The 15,187-nt window shown below is 49.7% G+C and carries 13 protein-coding genes and 7 tRNA genes; 13 read left to right on the top strand and 7 right to left on the bottom strand.

The window, feature by feature from the left end; genetic code table 11:
* The first annotated feature begins 41 nt into the window (after nt 1-41).
* From flgB to JIG40_RS01990, 13 genes are all read left to right on the top strand, one after another.
* Entirely contained in the window at nt 42-437 is a 396-nt protein-coding gene (gene flgB, locus JIG40_RS02050) for a flagellar basal body rod protein FlgB (protein ID WP_020331722.1), read from the top strand.
* Between the two features lie 4 nt (nt 438-441).
* Entirely contained in the window at nt 442-858 is a 417-nt protein-coding gene (flgC, locus tag JIG40_RS02045; protein WP_020331723.1) for a flagellar basal body rod protein FlgC, read from the top strand.
* 17 nt (nt 859-875) lie between these two features.
* The gene (gene flgD / locus JIG40_RS02040) at nt 876-1,583 is read left to right on the top strand and encodes a flagellar hook assembly protein FlgD (RefSeq protein WP_020331724.1); all 708 of its coding nucleotides are present in this window, start codon (nt 876-878) and stop codon (nt 1,581-1,583) included.
* A 28-nt stretch (nt 1,584-1,611) separates the two neighbouring features.
* A complete protein-coding gene (gene flgE, locus JIG40_RS02035; protein WP_020331725.1) occupies nt 1,612-2,916 on the top strand; it encodes a flagellar hook protein FlgE in 1,305 nt (434 codons plus the stop codon).
* Between the two features lie 187 nt (nt 2,917-3,103).
* Nucleotides 3,104-3,853 carry a flagellar basal-body rod protein FlgF gene (gene flgF, locus JIG40_RS02030; protein ID WP_199464684.1) on the top strand — a complete coding sequence of 250 codons (750 nt, stop codon included), beginning with the start codon at nt 3,104-3,106 and terminating at the stop codon, nt 3,851-3,853.
* 17 nt (nt 3,854-3,870) lie between these two features.
* Nucleotides 3,871-4,659 carry a flagellar basal-body rod protein FlgG gene (gene flgG / locus JIG40_RS02025; protein WP_020331727.1) on the top strand — a complete coding sequence of 263 codons (789 nt, stop codon included), beginning with the start codon at nt 3,871-3,873 and terminating at the stop codon, nt 4,657-4,659.
* A 26-nt stretch (nt 4,660-4,685) separates the two neighbouring features.
* The gene (gene flgH / locus JIG40_RS02020) at nt 4,686-5,468 is read left to right on the top strand and encodes a flagellar basal body L-ring protein FlgH (protein ID WP_020430626.1); all 783 of its coding nucleotides are present in this window, start codon (nt 4,686-4,688) and stop codon (nt 5,466-5,468) included.
* A gap of 91 nt (nt 5,469-5,559) precedes the next feature.
* Nucleotides 5,560-6,645 carry a flagellar basal body P-ring protein FlgI gene (locus JIG40_RS02015; RefSeq protein WP_020331729.1) on the top strand — a complete coding sequence of 362 codons (1,086 nt, stop codon included), beginning with the start codon at nt 5,560-5,562 and terminating at the stop codon, nt 6,643-6,645.
* Nucleotides 6,646-6,655: 10 nt separating this feature from the next.
* A complete protein-coding gene (gene flgJ / locus JIG40_RS02010; RefSeq protein WP_158125330.1) occupies nt 6,656-7,600 on the top strand; it encodes a flagellar assembly peptidoglycan hydrolase FlgJ in 945 nt (314 codons plus the stop codon).
* Between the two features lie 168 nt (nt 7,601-7,768).
* On the top strand, nt 7,769-9,703 hold the full coding sequence (flgK, locus tag JIG40_RS02005; protein ID WP_047460188.1) for a flagellar hook-associated protein FlgK: 1,935 nt from the start codon (nt 7,769-7,771) through the stop codon (nt 9,701-9,703).
* A gap of 13 nt (nt 9,704-9,716) precedes the next feature.
* On the top strand, nt 9,717-10,910 hold the full coding sequence (gene flgL / locus JIG40_RS02000; protein WP_020331733.1) for a flagellar hook-associated protein FlgL: 1,194 nt from the start codon (nt 9,717-9,719) through the stop codon (nt 10,908-10,910).
* A 396-nt stretch (nt 10,911-11,306) separates the two neighbouring features.
* The gene (locus tag JIG40_RS01995) at nt 11,307-12,446 is read left to right on the top strand and encodes a flagellin (protein WP_020331734.1); all 1,140 of its coding nucleotides are present in this window, start codon (nt 11,307-11,309) and stop codon (nt 12,444-12,446) included.
* Between the two features lie 543 nt (nt 12,447-12,989).
* Nucleotides 12,990-14,123, top strand: coding sequence for a flagellin (locus tag JIG40_RS01990; protein ID WP_020331735.1), 1,134 nt, complete (start codon nt 12,990-12,992; stop codon nt 14,121-14,123).
* A gap of 172 nt (nt 14,124-14,295) precedes the next feature.
* Here JIG40_RS01990 and JIG40_RS01985 read toward each other — a convergent pair.
* From JIG40_RS01985 to JIG40_RS01955, 7 genes are all read right to left on the bottom strand, one after another.
* Nucleotides 14,296-14,380: transfer RNA gene (locus tag JIG40_RS01985), tRNA-Leu, on the bottom strand.
* 45 nt (nt 14,381-14,425) lie between these two features.
* A tRNA-Gln gene (locus tag JIG40_RS01980) sits at nt 14,426-14,500 on the bottom strand.
* A 15-nt stretch (nt 14,501-14,515) separates the two neighbouring features.
* Nucleotides 14,516-14,602, bottom strand: a tRNA-Leu gene (locus JIG40_RS01975).
* A gap of 124 nt (nt 14,603-14,726) precedes the next feature.
* Nucleotides 14,727-14,811, bottom strand: a tRNA-Leu gene (locus tag JIG40_RS01970).
* 50 nt (nt 14,812-14,861) lie between these two features.
* A tRNA-Met gene (locus tag JIG40_RS01965) sits at nt 14,862-14,938 on the bottom strand.
* Between the two features lie 36 nt (nt 14,939-14,974).
* Nucleotides 14,975-15,059, bottom strand: a tRNA-Leu gene (locus JIG40_RS01960).
* A 49-nt stretch (nt 15,060-15,108) separates the two neighbouring features.
* Nucleotides 15,109-15,183 (bottom strand) — tRNA-Gln (locus JIG40_RS01955).
* Nucleotides 15,184-15,187: the final 4 nt, after the last annotated feature.

Genomic DNA, 15,187 nt, shown 5'->3' with positions numbered 1-15,187 from the left:
AAATCATTAGTAACGGTCAGTTCTTATCGAAGAGGCAAAACATGGCTATTTCTTTTGACAACGCACTTGGCATACACCAGTACACGGTGGGTGTTCGTGAACGTAATGCAGAAGTCATTGCGACCAACATTGCGCAAGCGAATACGCCAGGGTTCAAAGCGAAAGGAATGGACTTTCAAAAGGCATTGCAAGCGGCAAGTTCAGGGGCAAGCATCAGTCTTAGCCGCACGGACGGTCGGCACATTCCTGCCTCAACGACGGTGACAGGGGAAATGCTTTACCGCGTTCCTACTCAACCTGATACCGGTGACGGCAATACGGTTGACGTGGATCTGGAGCGTAACTTGTTTATGCAAAACCAACTGCGTCACCAAGCGTCACTCGACTTCTTAGGAAGTAAATTCAAGAACTTAACGAAAGCGATTAAAGGGGAATAATTAGATGAGCTTATTTAATGTGTTCAATGTGACTGGTTCTGCAATGAGTGCTGAATCTGTTCGTCTAAATACCACCTCGAGCAACCTGGCTAACGCGGACAGCGTAAGTAGCTCTGCTAAGGACACTTACAAAGCTCGCCATGCCGTGTTCGGCGCTGAGTTAAGTAAGGCACGTTTTAACCGCGACCCGAATGTGCCAGTGAAAGTATTGGGTATCGTAGAAAGCGATAAACCGCTGAGTGCGGAGTTTAACCCTGACCACCCACTTGCGAACGACGAAGGGTATATCTACAAGCCTAACGTTAACGTGATGGAAGAAATGGCCAATATGATCTCGGCATCTCGTTCATACCAGACTAACGTCCAGGTTGCGGATGCGAGTAAACAAATGCTGCTGCGTACGCTGCAGATGGGTCAATAAGGATAAGGAGGTAGCGAATGGCCGGAATTAATAACGTTGGTCAAAGCGGCTTGTCCTATGTTGACCAGCTGAAGGCTCTTCAAGAGAAGAATAAGCCAACCGAGACAACGGGTAAGCAGGATCTCAAACAAGAAGATTTCCTGTCGTTGCTCACGAAGCAACTCGCTCAGCAAGATCCCTTTAAGCCGGTTAGCAATGACCAGATGATCGCGCAAATGGCCTCATTTGCGACGGTGGATGGCATTGGCAAGATGAATTCTCAGTTCGAGAACCTCAACTCGTCAATGACGTCGAATCAAGCTCTGCAGGCTTCATCACTGGTAGGTCGTGATGTGCTGGTACCAGGTTCTGCAGGGGTGAAAAAGGATGACGCCGGCATGGCGGCGATGGTGAAGCTTCCTCAATCGGTCGACAACTTGTTTGTCCGCATTGAGAACGAAGCAGGCCAATTGGTGCGAACGTTTGACGTTGGCGCCAAACCAAGCGGAGATAGCCGTGTCGAATGGGACGGCAAAGATCAAAACGGTAATCCATTGCCGGGTGGCAAATACAAAGTGAAAGCTTCGGGTTTGCTGGATGGAGAAAGCAAAGACTTTGAGGTTTCGACCTACGCAAACGTCAACAGCGTTCTTCTGGGTAAAGGTGATGGTAACGTACTGCTCAATCTGGCTGGTTTTGAATCGCCAGTTCGACTTGCTGAAGTACTAGAAGTTGGCAAAGCATAATCATGCTAGCTAGATAGGAGAATTTGGAATGTCATATGTATCTCTTAGCGGTTTGTCCGCAGCTCAGTTAGATCTGAACACAACCAGTAACAACATTGCGAACGCCAACACTTTTGGCTTTAAAGAGTCGCGTGCTGAATTTGGTGATGTGTACTCGAACTCTTTGTTTACTAACGCTAAAACCACTCCAGGTGGCGGTGTTCAGGCGAACAAAGTGGCACAGCAATTCCACGAAGGTTCCAGTATTTATACTAACAACCCAATGGACCTGCGCATTTCGGGTACCGGCTTTTTCGCCGTCGCTAAAGATCGTTTGGTGCCACAACAAAATGAGTTGACTCGTAACGGTGCTTTCCACCTCGACAAGAACAACTACATGGTGACGTCAAACGACGAATACCTGCTGGGCTATCAGGTCAACCCGGATACTGGTGATGTGCTTTCTTACGAGCCCGCACCCATGAACATTCCTGCGGAGTTTGGTAAGCCGAAACAGACCTCAAACATTGAAGTTGGTGTGAACCTTCCGGCTAACGGTGATCTGAAAGATCCAACGCTGTTTGATTACACGGATCCGGATACATACAACCGCTCAACGTCATCGACCATTTATGACTCGATGGGGCAGGCTTACAAACTGACCACGTACTACCTGAAAGATCAGACTCAGCCAAACACATGGCAAACCTACTACACAGTGACTGATAAAGAAGGCGAGAAACCACTCAATATTACCGGTGGTGACGCGACTACTGCATCGGGCCAGGTAGGTCACACCATGAAGTTCAATAATGACGGTACGCTGGCAAGCCTGAACAACGGTCAGCCAATCGTGTCTGAGCCTCTGGGCGGTGGTGCAAATCCAGTCAACCTGAACGGTGCGGATGTGAATCAGGTTCTGTCATTCGGTCTGGATGCGGCAACTCAGTTTGCTGCGCCATTTGAACTGACGAAGTTTGATGAAGACGGTGCAACGACAGGCTTCCTGACGAAGATTGACTTTGACGAAAACGGCAGCGTTCTCGGCACTTACTCGAACGGTGAAAACATTACTCTGGGCCGTGTGGCACTGGTGCGTGTACCGAACGAGCAAGGTCTGGATAAGAAAGGCGGTACTCAATGGGATTCAACGCAGTTCTCGGGTGACAAGATTTGGGGTGAATCAAACAAAGGGTCTTTCGGTACCATTAACAACGGTACGCTGGAACAGTCAAACATCGATATGACTCAAGAGCTGGTGGATCTTATCTCTGCGCAGCGTAACTTCCAGGCGAACTCTCGTGCGCTTGAAGTTCACAACCAACTGCAACAAAACATCCTACAGATTCGATAATCTCATCATCTGGTCTGTCAGACCGGCGGCAACGTCGGTCTGATAGGATTGCCAGCTTGCCACCTTGCCGCGGCAAATCCTCGCTTTCTCACTTCGAAATTATCAAAACTCCTTGATTAAAAACACATTTTAAATTTGGCACGTCAATTGCTTTATTGCTCTTAACCAACGATTTCTGGAGCAAATTATGGACCGTGCATTGTTTCTTGCCATGAGTGGCGCAAAACAAAACATGCAAGCGATGCAGCTGAGAGCAAACAACTTGGCCAACGTCAGCACAACAGGTTTTCGTGCCGATTTGGAACAAGCACGCTCAATGCAAGCGTACGGTGATGGCCTGCCAAGCCGTGTGTTCAGTATGACCGAGCGTCCTGGACACAATTTCCAGCAAGGCAGTGTGATCACGACGGGCCGTGATTTAAACATTACCGTTCAGGGTGATGGCTGGATTGCCGTGATGGATAAAACCGGCAAAGAAGGGCTGACCCGCAACGGCAATTTGAATATTGATGCCAATGGCCTGCTGTTGAACGGCAATGGTCATCCGGTGTTGGGTGAAACCGGTGCGCCAATCACATTGCCAGTGCCGCTGGCTAAAGTGGAAATCGGCAACGACGGTACTATTTCTGTTCGCCCACAAGGCGCTCCGGCAGATGCCATGGAAATCGTCGATCGCATCAAGCTGGTTCGTCCGGATAATCAATCGTTGTTTAAAGATGTGAATGGCCTTTTCCGAGCAAAAGACCCGAACGCAGCATACGATGCAGATGCCAGCGTGAAGATTCTGACCGGTGCAGTAGAAGGCAGTAACGTCAACGCCGTTGGCGAAATGACCAGCCTGATTGACCTGCAACGTCAGTTTGAAATGCAAGTCAAAATGATGAGCACCGCAGAAGACATGGACAAGTCGTCCGACTCTCTGCTTCGTATGAGCTAACCGACTAGGAGATAACGATGCAACCGGCACTATGGGTAAGTAAAACAGGCCTAGACGCGCAGCAAACCAACATTGCGACGATCTCGAACAACCTGGCTAACGCCTCCACCGTCGGCTTTAAGAAAAGCCGCGCGGTGTTTGAAGATTTGTTCTATCAGAATATTAACCAGCCTGGCGGTCAGTCGTCACAGAACACAGAACTGCCGAGCGGTCTGATGCTGGGCGCGGGTTCGAAAGTGGTGGCAACGCAAAAAGTCCACACCAACGGCAATGCTCAAACCACGACCAACAGTCTGGACATGATGATTGAAGGGGACGGATTCTTCCAGATCCTGATGCCAGACGGCAACATTGGCTATAGCCGCAACGGTCAGTTCACGCTGAACGATGAAGGCGTGATTGTCACTTCAGGTTCGGGTTACCCGCTGCAACCGGAAATTGTGATCCCGGATGACGCCATCTCGATCACTGTGGGTAACGACGGTGAAGTGTCGGTACGTGTGCGTGGCCAGCAGGACAACCAGGTTCTGGGGCAGATCACCACCGTTGATTTCATTAACCCGGGCGGTCTGGAACCGATTGGTCAGAACCTTTACTTGCCAACGGGTGCCAGTGGTGACCCTCAGGAAGGGGTTCCGGGTATTGATGGTCTGGGCAACGTTCGTCAGTCAATGCTGGAAAGCTCCAACGTGAACGTGACCGAAGAGTTGGTCAACATGATTGAAGCGCAGCGCGTGTACGAGATGAACTCAAAAGTGATCTCGGCCGTCGACAAAATGATGAGCTACGTAAACCAACAGCTCTAAGTACTAATTAGCAAGAGAATGCCGCGATGAAACGTATACTCAGCTTAACCCTTATTTCACTCCTGTCGGGATGTAGTTTGCTACAAGCGCCGATTGAGACGGCCGATGTAGCCCAAGGCACAACCGTTGTCGATGCAGTGGAAGGGGATAAATCGGCAGACAGCAGCAGTTCCGGCCTGATCGACACTCTGCGTAACCGTACGGACCCGGTTGCCGGTGATCCCGCCTGGGCGCCGATCCATCCTAAGGAAAAGCCAGAGCACTACGCGGCAGAAACTGGTTCGTTGTTTAACTTGTCGCGTGCTAACAGCCTGTATGATGATTCCAAACCCCGTGGCATTGGCGACATCATAACCGTGACGTTGAATGAAAGTACCAAAGCGGCAAAAAGTGCCGATGCGGATCTGAAAAAGAAAAATGACGCGTCAATGGATCCACTCAGTGTCGGAGGCAAAGAACTCAACGTCGGTGAATACAATTTTTCCTATGCGCTGAAAAATGACAACAAGTTCTCAGGCAGTGCACAGGCCAACCAGAGTAACAGCTTGTCGGGTTCCATCACCGTTGAAGTGATCGAGATTTTAGCCAACGGTAACCTTGTGATTCGCGGGGAAAAATGGCTGAGTCTGAACACTGGTGACGAGTACATTCGCCTGAGCGGCACGATTCGCCCGGATGATATCGACTTCGATAACACCATTGCGTCGAACCGTATTTCCAATGCCCGAATTCAGTATTCTGGCACCGGAACCAACCAAGATATGCAAGAACCTGGATTCTTGGCACGATTTTTTAATGTCTCTTTGTAAATCGCACCCGATGGTCGAAGTTTTGACAGCATAAGTATCGATGGGGCCTGATTTGGCCCCATTGTTTTTTACACGAGACAGGTAATCCACAATGAAAAGACTCACTTTGTTATTGATGATGTTGGTCGCCGCCTCCGCTCAGGCTGCGCGCATCAAAGATGTTGCTCAAGTAGCAGGTGTGCGCAGTAACCAACTTGTGGGCTATGGTCTGGTCACAGGTTTGCCGGGCACAGGTGAGTCAACACCTTTTACCGATCAAAGCTTTAACGCCATGCTGCAAAGTTTCGGCATCCAATTGCCGCAGGGCACCAAACCAAAAACGAAAAACGTTGCCGCGGTTATCGTAACCGCAGACTTACCTGCCTTTTCTAAACAAGGTCAGACGGTGGACGTCACCGTGTCGTCGATCGGTTCTGCCAAGAGCCTGCGTGGCGGTACGCTGATGCAAACCTTCCTGAAAGGCTTGGATGGTCAGGTATACGCGGTGGCTCAGGGGAATCTTGTGGTGAGCGGCTTCAGCGCGAGCGGCGCAGACGGCTCAAAAATTGTCGGCAACAATCCAACCGTTGGCATGATCTCTGCCGGTGCGATTGTTGAACGTGAAGTACCAACGCCGTTTGGTCGTGGTGACTTCATTACCTTCAACCTGCTGGAATCAGATTTCACCACTGCGCAGCGCATGGCTGATGCGGTCAATGGGTTCCTGGGGCCGCAAATGGCTTCGGCGGTTGATGCGACGTCTGTTCGTGTGCGTGCGCCGCGTGATGTGGGCCAGCGCGTGGCATTCCTGTCAGCGATTGAAAACCTGGAGTTTGACCCCGCGGAAGGTTCAGCCAAGATCATCGTCAATTCGCGTACCGGCACGATTGTCGTAGGACAACACGTACGTCTGAAACCAGCGGCCGTGACTCATGGCGGCATGACGGTGGCGATCAAAGAGAATCTGAATGTCAGCCAGCCAAATGCGTTTTCTGGCGGTCAGACGGCGATCGTGCCGGATTCCACCATCGAAGTGACCGAGAAAAAGGGCAAGATGTTCAAACTGGAACCGGGCGTGACACTCGATGATCTGGTTCGTGCGGTGAATGAAGTGGGCGCCGCTCCTTCTGATTTGATGGCGATTCTGCAAGCGTTGAAGCAAGCGGGTGCCATTGAAGGCCAACTGATCATCATTTAAGGAGCGCAGCATGGTTAACAATCCTAACGACATTGGCTTCATTCACGATATTGCCAGCTTAGATACGCTGCGTAAGCAGGCCGTTACCGGTGATGAAAAATCGGAAAAAGAAGCGCTGACAGCCGCGGCGCGTCAGTTCGAAGCGATTTTTACGACCATGATGCTGAAGTCGATGCGTGATGCGAACTCCAGCTTCAAGTCCGACATGTTCAACAGCCAAAACGAAGATTTTTACCGTCAGATGCTGGACGAGCAGATGACCAGCCAACTCAGCGCGTCAGGTTCACTGGGGCTGGCGGATATGATTGTGGCGCAATTGTCGACGGCGGAGAAATCCAACACGACGGGCGAAGACAATTTCCAGGAAGCGATGCGCCGTGTGGAACACTCCCGTGAGATGGCGGCAAATCAACCGGCAAGCGACCCGGCAACGGAGGCGGCAAGTGTTACGGCTGGCGAAGAGAATACACCAGCAGCGACAGGTTCTTTTGATTCGCCGCAGTCTTTCGTGGCGTCCTTGAAGCCGTTCGCTGATAAAGCGGCAAAAGCGCTGGGTGTCGATTCCACGCTGCTGCTGGCTCAGGCGGCACTGGAAACAGGCTGGGGCCAGAAAGTGGTGAAAAACGCCCGTGGTAGCAGCAACAATCTGTTTAACATCAAGGCCGACCGCAGCTGGCACGGTGCCAAAGTGGCCACTCAAACACTGGAATATCAGGATCAGACTCCGGTGATGGAAAAAGCCGCATTCCGTTCTTATTCCAATTATCAGGACAGCTTTAACGACTATGTACGTTTCCTGGCCAATAATCCGCGTTACACCACGGCCCTGCGCCATGGTGGCAGCGATGAAGATTTCATTCGCGGCATTCATCAGGCGGGTTATGCGACCGATCCGCAGTACGCCGACAAGGTGCTGCGCGTGAAAGCGCAAATCGAACAGATGGACGAGTTATAATCACTGCCTCAGCCGGTTATCTTGCCGGCTGATGACTTTCTTCTCTCTTCAGATAACTTCCTTATTTTTCCTTACCTTAGAGCCCCAATATTTGCTTGGCATACATATTGCTTCATTGAGTCTAGGTGCCGGTTTCTACCGGTGGTTTTCTAGGTTTTTGGGGGCATTATGGCGTCTGATCTTCTGAATGTTGGTGCGCAAAGCGTACTTACGGCTCAGAGACAACTCAACACCACTGGTCATAACATTTCTAATGTTAATACAGAGGGTTACAGCCGTCAGTCTGTGATCCAAGGGACCAATATGCCTCGCCAGTACGGTGGGGAAACCTACGGTATGGGCGTGCATGTGGAAAATGTTCGCCGCTCTTGGGATCAGTTTGCCGTTAAAGAGCTGAACCTTGCCACCACCGACCATTCGTTTAAGCGCGACGACGAGGAAAACCTCGATATGCTGTCCAAGCTACTGTCGTCGGTGGCCTCGAAAAAAATCCCTGAAAACCTCAATGAATGGTTCGACTCGGTGAAAACACTTGCGGATTCGCCGAATGATGTGGGCGCGCGCAAAGTAGTGTTAGAAAAAGCCGGGCTGATCAGTCAGAACATGAACGATTTCCACGAGACGGTGCGTCGCCAGTTTGATGTGACTAACAAAGGTCTCGATGTGGGCATTGAACGCATCAACCAATTGGCAGTGGAAATTCGTGACTTGCAGCGTTTGATGATGCGCACTCCAGGCCCACACAACGACTTGATGGACCAGCACGAAAAGCTGGTGGCCGAGCTGTCTCAATACACCAAAGTGACCGTGACTCCGCGTAAAAATGCGGAAGGTTTTAACGTACACATTGGTAACGGCCACACGCTGGTCTCTGGCACCGAAGCCAGCCAACTGAAAATGATTGATGGTTATCCGGACATTCATCAGCGCCGCTTGGCGATGGTGGAGGGGAAGGGTATCAAACCGATTACGGCTCGCGACATCGGCGGCAAAATCGGCGCACTGATGGATATGCGTGACAAACACATTCCCGGTCTGCTGGATGAAATCGGTCGCCTGGCCACATCATTTTCCTTCGAAGTGAACAAGTTGCAGCATCAGGGCCTCGATCTGCGCGGTGACATTGGCTCAGATATTTTTACCGATGTGAACTCTGAGGTGGTCGCTCGTTCACGTGTGGTGACCTCGAGTAATTCCGAAGCGGATTTGGCGGTTTATATCCAAGATATCAGCCAGTTAAAAGGTGGCGAGTATTCACTGACCTACAACGGCGACGACTACATCATGACGATGCCGAATGGCGAGCAGAGTAAAGTCGCTGTTGAGCGTGGTCATATCGATATCGATGGCATGCGAATTCAAATCAACAATGAACCGAAGACCGGTGAACGCGTGATTATTCGTCCGACCCGCAACGGAGCGGCAACCATGCGTATGGCTATCGACGATGCGTCAAAAATTGCCGCTCAGAGTTATGAGGCGTCCACTGCGTTTGCTCAAGGCTCGGCCAAGTTCAACATCGACCAGGCGGGCGATGTGAAAGAGTTTGAGGCCTACGTGGTGCAGGTTAAAGACAGCGACGGCAACCCGACGGGTGAAATGCAGGTCCGTGTGCAGGATAAAACGGGCAAGGTATTGGTCACTCAGCCTTACACATTTGAAGATAATCAGGAAGAGCTGACGCTGACCATTCCTAAGCAGAACAGTGACGGTAAAGAGACCATTTTCTCGCTGTCACGTGGTGCAATTGCCGATGACAAGTTCACGGCAAACCTTGTCCCATCCGACGGTGACAACGGCAACCTGCGCAAGATGATCAACGTCCAGAGCGATAAGAATGTCGATGGCAAGAAATCGACCATCATCGATCTGTACCACAACCTGAATACTGATTTCGGTTTGAAACTCTCCACCGCTTCTCGCTTATCAGATGTCGCTCGTCTGGAAAAAGAGTCGGCAGAATCACGCATTGCTTCGGTTTCTGGGGTCAACCTCGACGAAGAAGCGGCCAACATGATGAAGTTTCAACAAGCTTATATGGCGTCGTCACGCATTATTCAGGCGGCAAACGACACCTTCAACACCATTTTGGCACTGAAATAGGGGAGGCAGATAAATGTTTAATCGTATTTCCAGCTTCCACAACTATCAGGCCGTGCAGAATGATCTGCGCCGTCAGGAATCGAAAATTCATCACAACCAGGCGCAACTGGCGTCAGGTAAGAAACTGCTGTCAGCGGCGGATAACCCGCTGGCGACGCACTACATTCAGAATGTTTCTCAGCAGGAAGAGCAACTGCGTCAGTATATGGACGCGATTGTACTGGTGCGTAACCGTCTGGAACATCAGGAGGTGATCGTTTCTAACGCGGAAGATTTTACCGACAAGGCAAAACGTAACGTGATGGAAATGATCAACGGCTCGTTGTCACCGGAGGACCGCGGCGCCCGAGCGCGTGAACTGGAAGAGATCGCCAACAACTTTCTCAACCTGGCTAACGTGCAGGATGAGTCTGGCAACTATATTTTTGCCGGTACCAAGCCAACCACACAGCCGTTCTTTCGCGACAATGCCGGCAACGTTTCGTATGGCGGCGATGATTACCAGCGCAAGATGAAAATTTCCAATAGCCTTGAGATCCCGTTCAACACGCCGGGTAGCAAGCTGTTTATGGAAATTGAAAACCCGTTTGGGGATTATGCGCCGGACTATCAATTGCAGGAAGGCTCTGAGCTGCTGCTGGAGAAAGCCAACAACAGCAATCCTGATGATGACGGCAAATACAAAGTCACCTTTGTCGATATGACCAATGGTAAGTACGGCTATCAGCTGGAACGCAACGGCAAAGTGGTGGCCGCAGATGAATTCAATCCGAAAACCGGCATTCAATATGAAGACTTGACCATCCACGTCAAAGGGCAGCTGACTGCAGGCGATACGATTTCCTTAACGCCGCGTAAGTCGTTCAGTGTGTTCGATACCTTCAAAGATGCGATTAAGTTTTCTAAGGCTTCCGTCTCGGATGCCTCGGCAACGGCCAAGTTGCAACAAATGACAGAAGAGTTCCATACCGCCTTTATTCACATGAACAAAGGGCGCACGGATATCGGTGCTCGTCTGAGTACGCTCGATATTCAGGAAGAACAGCACGAAGATTTCAAAATCAGTCTGGCCAAATCGAAAAGCCAGTTTGAAGATCTGGACTATGCCGAAGCAGTGATTGAGTTCAACGAGAACTCGCGCGCACTGCAGGCATCCCAGCAAGCGTTTGGTAAAACCAAAGATTTAACTCTGTTTAACTACATCTAACCTTCAACGCCTTATGTGCCATGCCATATGTGCGAAGGGAGTTGTTGTTGAATGGAAATTAGCCTGATTGAGGCGGCATTTTAACCGCTTTATCTGACAGGCTGAGCGGCAAAAACGCGGCAAATGCCGATTGCCGCTGATATTTTCTCTGTTGATTATGATGTTCAAGAGAAAAAATGAGCAAGCTAACTTATTGATAATTATTGGCTTAAAGCTTTGTGTGATTATTTTTTGAAAGTTGGCACATTAATTGAATTGATAATATCAGAGTTGATACAACCAGTTTTAAATACGCCAGGTGGCGTGTTTAGCAAGTTATTCACGGTCAGTGCTTCCAAGAGAGAGTAAAGCTGACCGCTTCGCAAAAAGCTTGCGAACTCGATAGGAGAGCAAACTATGACCATTAACGTAAATACCAACGTGTCGGCAATGACCGCTCAGCGTTATCTGAATAAGGCATCTAACGAGCTGAACACCTCGATGGAACGCCTGTCTTCAGGTAACCGCATTAACAGTGCGAAAGATGATGCGGCTGGCCTTCAGATCTCTAACCGTCTGACAGCGCAATCTCGCGGTCTTGATGTCGCAATGCGTAACGCCAACGATGGTATTTCGATTGCGCAGACTGCCGAAGGTGCGATGAACGAATCGACCAGCATTCTGCAACGTATGCGTGACTTGTCGCTGCAGTCAGCGAACGGCACTAACTCAACGTCAGAGCGTAAAGCGCTGAATGAAGAGGTGACGGCGCTGCAAGACGAACTGAACCGTATCGCAGAAACCACGTCGTTTGGTGGTCGTAAATTGCTTAACGGTTCGTTTGGCGAAGCCTCATTCCAGATCGGTGCGAGTTCTGGTGAAGCAATCATCATGGGCCTGACCAGCATTCGTGCCGATGATAACCGCATGGGTGGTATGTCTTACCTGTCTGAACAGGGCAAAGATAAAAACTGGGGTGTGCCGGACAATGCGCGCGACCTGAAGTTTGAATTCACGGGTAAAGACGGTGAACCCGTGTCGCTGAACATCAACGCGAAAGCGGGTGATGACATCGAAGAGCTGGCAACCTACATCAATGGTCAGACCGACATCTTTAAGGCGTCTGTCGATCAGGATGGCAAACTGCAGATTTTCGTTGCACAGCCACAAATGGCGGAAGACCTGAGCATCTCAGGTGGTCTGGCCTCTCAGCTGGGTCTGAGTACCGACAACGGTAAATACACCACCGTTCAGGATATCGACGTTACAACCGTCGGTGGTTCACAAAACGCAGTGGGCATCATTGATGCAGCATTGAAATACGTGGACTCACAGCGTGCGGATCTGGGCGCGAAGCAAAACCGTCTGAGCCACAGTATCAGCAACCTGGCGAACATCCAGGAAAACGTGGAATCATCGAAGAGCCGTATCAAAGATACTGATTTTGCGAAAGAAACCACTCAGCTTACCAAAGCACAAATTCTGCAACAGGCAGGTACCTCGATTCTTGCCCAAGCGAAACAGTTGCCAAACTCTGCAATTTCACTATTGCAGTAGTCCTGGGGTGCTTCATTAATAAGCTCAGACGTGAGTGTGTAATGAAGCTGCCTTGGCAAAGTATGATGATTGGTTGTTAAAAAGCTCTCTCAAACTAACCCTGCTTTTTGATATCTGATGGTCATACTCATATGGTCAGCCACTTGTGTTCATTTCTCGTGATCTCCACATTGGCGATGGCTACTACCCTAGCCCCGGTTCTCTCAAAGGAAAGGGGCTTTTCTTTTGTCTGCTATTTACCCGCACATCCTATTTCTCCGCTGAACCCGTGTCGCCTGCTTACATTTTTATATGCATTTTGCTGCACCGACAGGCTGAACTAATTCTTTAGCACTTTTTCCGCCTTTTATAGGGTTTTGGGGCTCCATTCTCAGTTTTCATTGCTACTGGCTATTTTTTGATAAAAAACCATTTTTTCTCTAAAGGAATTTCTCGCTAAGTCGTTAATAGAGATAACTTTGAGAGAACTACTTGGTTTTCCGAGACGTCGGAAGCCGTTCGTGAAGTTCCGCTACGTCTGAAAATCAAATAGGAGACACCATTATGGCGGTTAATGTAAATACTAACGTGTCAGCAATGACAGCCCAACGTTACCTGAACAGTGCTACCAGCGCGCAACAATCGTCGATGGAACGCCTATCTTCGGGTTATCGAATCAACAGCGCAAAAGATGATGCAGCAGGCCTGCAGATTTCTAACCGACTGAATGTTCAAAGTCGTGGTTTGGATGTCGCTGTACGCAACGCAAATGATGGTATCTCCATCGCCCAGACAGCTGAAGGTGCGATGAACGAAACCACCAATATTCTGCAGCGTATGCGTGACCTTTCTCTGCAATCGTCTAACGGTTCAAACTCAAAATCTGAACGTGTTGCGATTCAGGAAGAAGTCACTGCACTGAATGATGAACTGAACCGCATCGCGGAAACGACCTCATTTGGTGGTAATAAGCTGCTGAACGGCACGTTTGCAACCAAATCCTTCCAGATCGGTGCGGATAACGGTGAAGCAGTCATGCTGAGCCTGAACAACATGCGCAGCGATAACCGCATGATGGGCGGTACCAGCTACAAAGCGGAAAACGCAAAAGACAAGGACTGGAGCGTGCAGTCTGGTGCCAATGACCTGACGATTACGTTGAATGATAAGTTTGGCGGTGAGAAAACGATTGAAATCAATGCGAAAGCAGGGGATGACATCGAAGAGCTGGCCACTTACATCAATGGTCAGACTGACATGGTGAAGGCCTCTGTTGATGAAGACGGTAAGCTGCAACTGTTCACCGACAACAACAAGGTAGATGGCAATGCTTCGTTTGGCGGTAGCCTGGCGGGTGAGTTAGGGATGCAGGAAGGCAAGGGCATCACGGTGGATACTATTGATGTGACCAGTGTGGGCGGTGCGCAACAATCGGTTGCTGTGGTCGACGCTGCGCTCAAGTTTGTGGATAGCCACCGTGCGGAACTGGGGGCATTCCAAAACCGCTTTAATCATGCGATCAACAACTTAGACAACATCAACGAAAACGTGAATGCATCTAAGAGCCGTATCAAAGACACCGACTTTGCCAAAGAAACGACGGCATTGACTAAGTCTCAGATCCTGGGTCAGGCATCAAGTTCAGTATTGGCACAAGCGAAACAAGCGCCTCAGGCGGCATTGGCTCTGCTTGGTTAATACAACACAAATACAACGTTAAGTGTAAAAATCCAGCTTCGGCTGGATTTTTTTATGCGTCTGATCGTAACTGTTTGTTTTGCAGATTAAGTCGAGGGAATGAGAATACGATTAGCGTGAGAAACAAAAGGGCAGATAAAACAAAACCCAGCCGAAGCTGGGTTTGTCTGTATGGTGCGGAAGAAGAGACTTGAACTCTTACACCTTGCGGCGCCAGAACCTAAATCTGGTGCGTCTACCAATTTCGCCACTTCCGCATTTTTGTAGATAATCCGACTTGGTATATCGAATCATCGTTGTAATGGCAGGTCTACCTGGATTCGAACCAGGGAATGGCGGCATCAAAAGCCGCTGCCTTACCGCTTGGCGATAGACCTACAAGATACTGAATTTGGTGCGGAGGGAGGGACTTGAACCCTCACGTCCTAACGGACACTAGCACCTGAAGCTAGCGCGTCTACCAATTCCGCCACCACCGCAAATTCAGTAATAACTCTTTTAAGCTATCTATAGTGACAAGCCTTGCTGGATTATAACCAGAACTTTTTGGATTGTCATACAGCTTTTTGATAACGCTGAAAAATTTTCAGATTATCATCAATATGGTGCGGAAGAAGAGACTTGAACTCTTACACCTTGCGGCGCCAGAACCTAAATCTGGTGCGTCTACCAATTTCGCCACTTCCGCATTTTTCCTAAAAACTCTTTCATGTTGCCATGAGAAAAGTACTTAGGAAATGGTGGCTACGACGGGATTCGAACCTGTGACCCCATCATTATGAGTGATGTGCTCTAACCAGCTGAGCTACGTAGCCATTTCTATTCTTCAGTTTAATCAACTAGGGAATAGATGGTGCGGAAGGAGAGACTTGAACTCTCACACCTTGCGGCGCCAGAACCTAAATCTGGTGCGTCTACCAATTTCGCCACTTCCGCATCATATTTTTTAGATAACCCGACTTGGTATATCGAATCATCGTTGTAATGGCAGGTCTACCTGGATTCGAACCAGGGAATGGCGGCATCAAAAGCCGCTGCCTTACCGCTTGGCGATAGACCTACAA

This window comes from Vibrio sp. bablab_jr001 (assembly GCF_016464285.1).
Taxonomy (GTDB): Bacteria; Pseudomonadota; Gammaproteobacteria; order Enterobacterales; family Vibrionaceae; genus Vibrio; species Vibrio fluvialis.
This window is presented reverse-complemented; position numbering and strand designations above follow the sequence as displayed.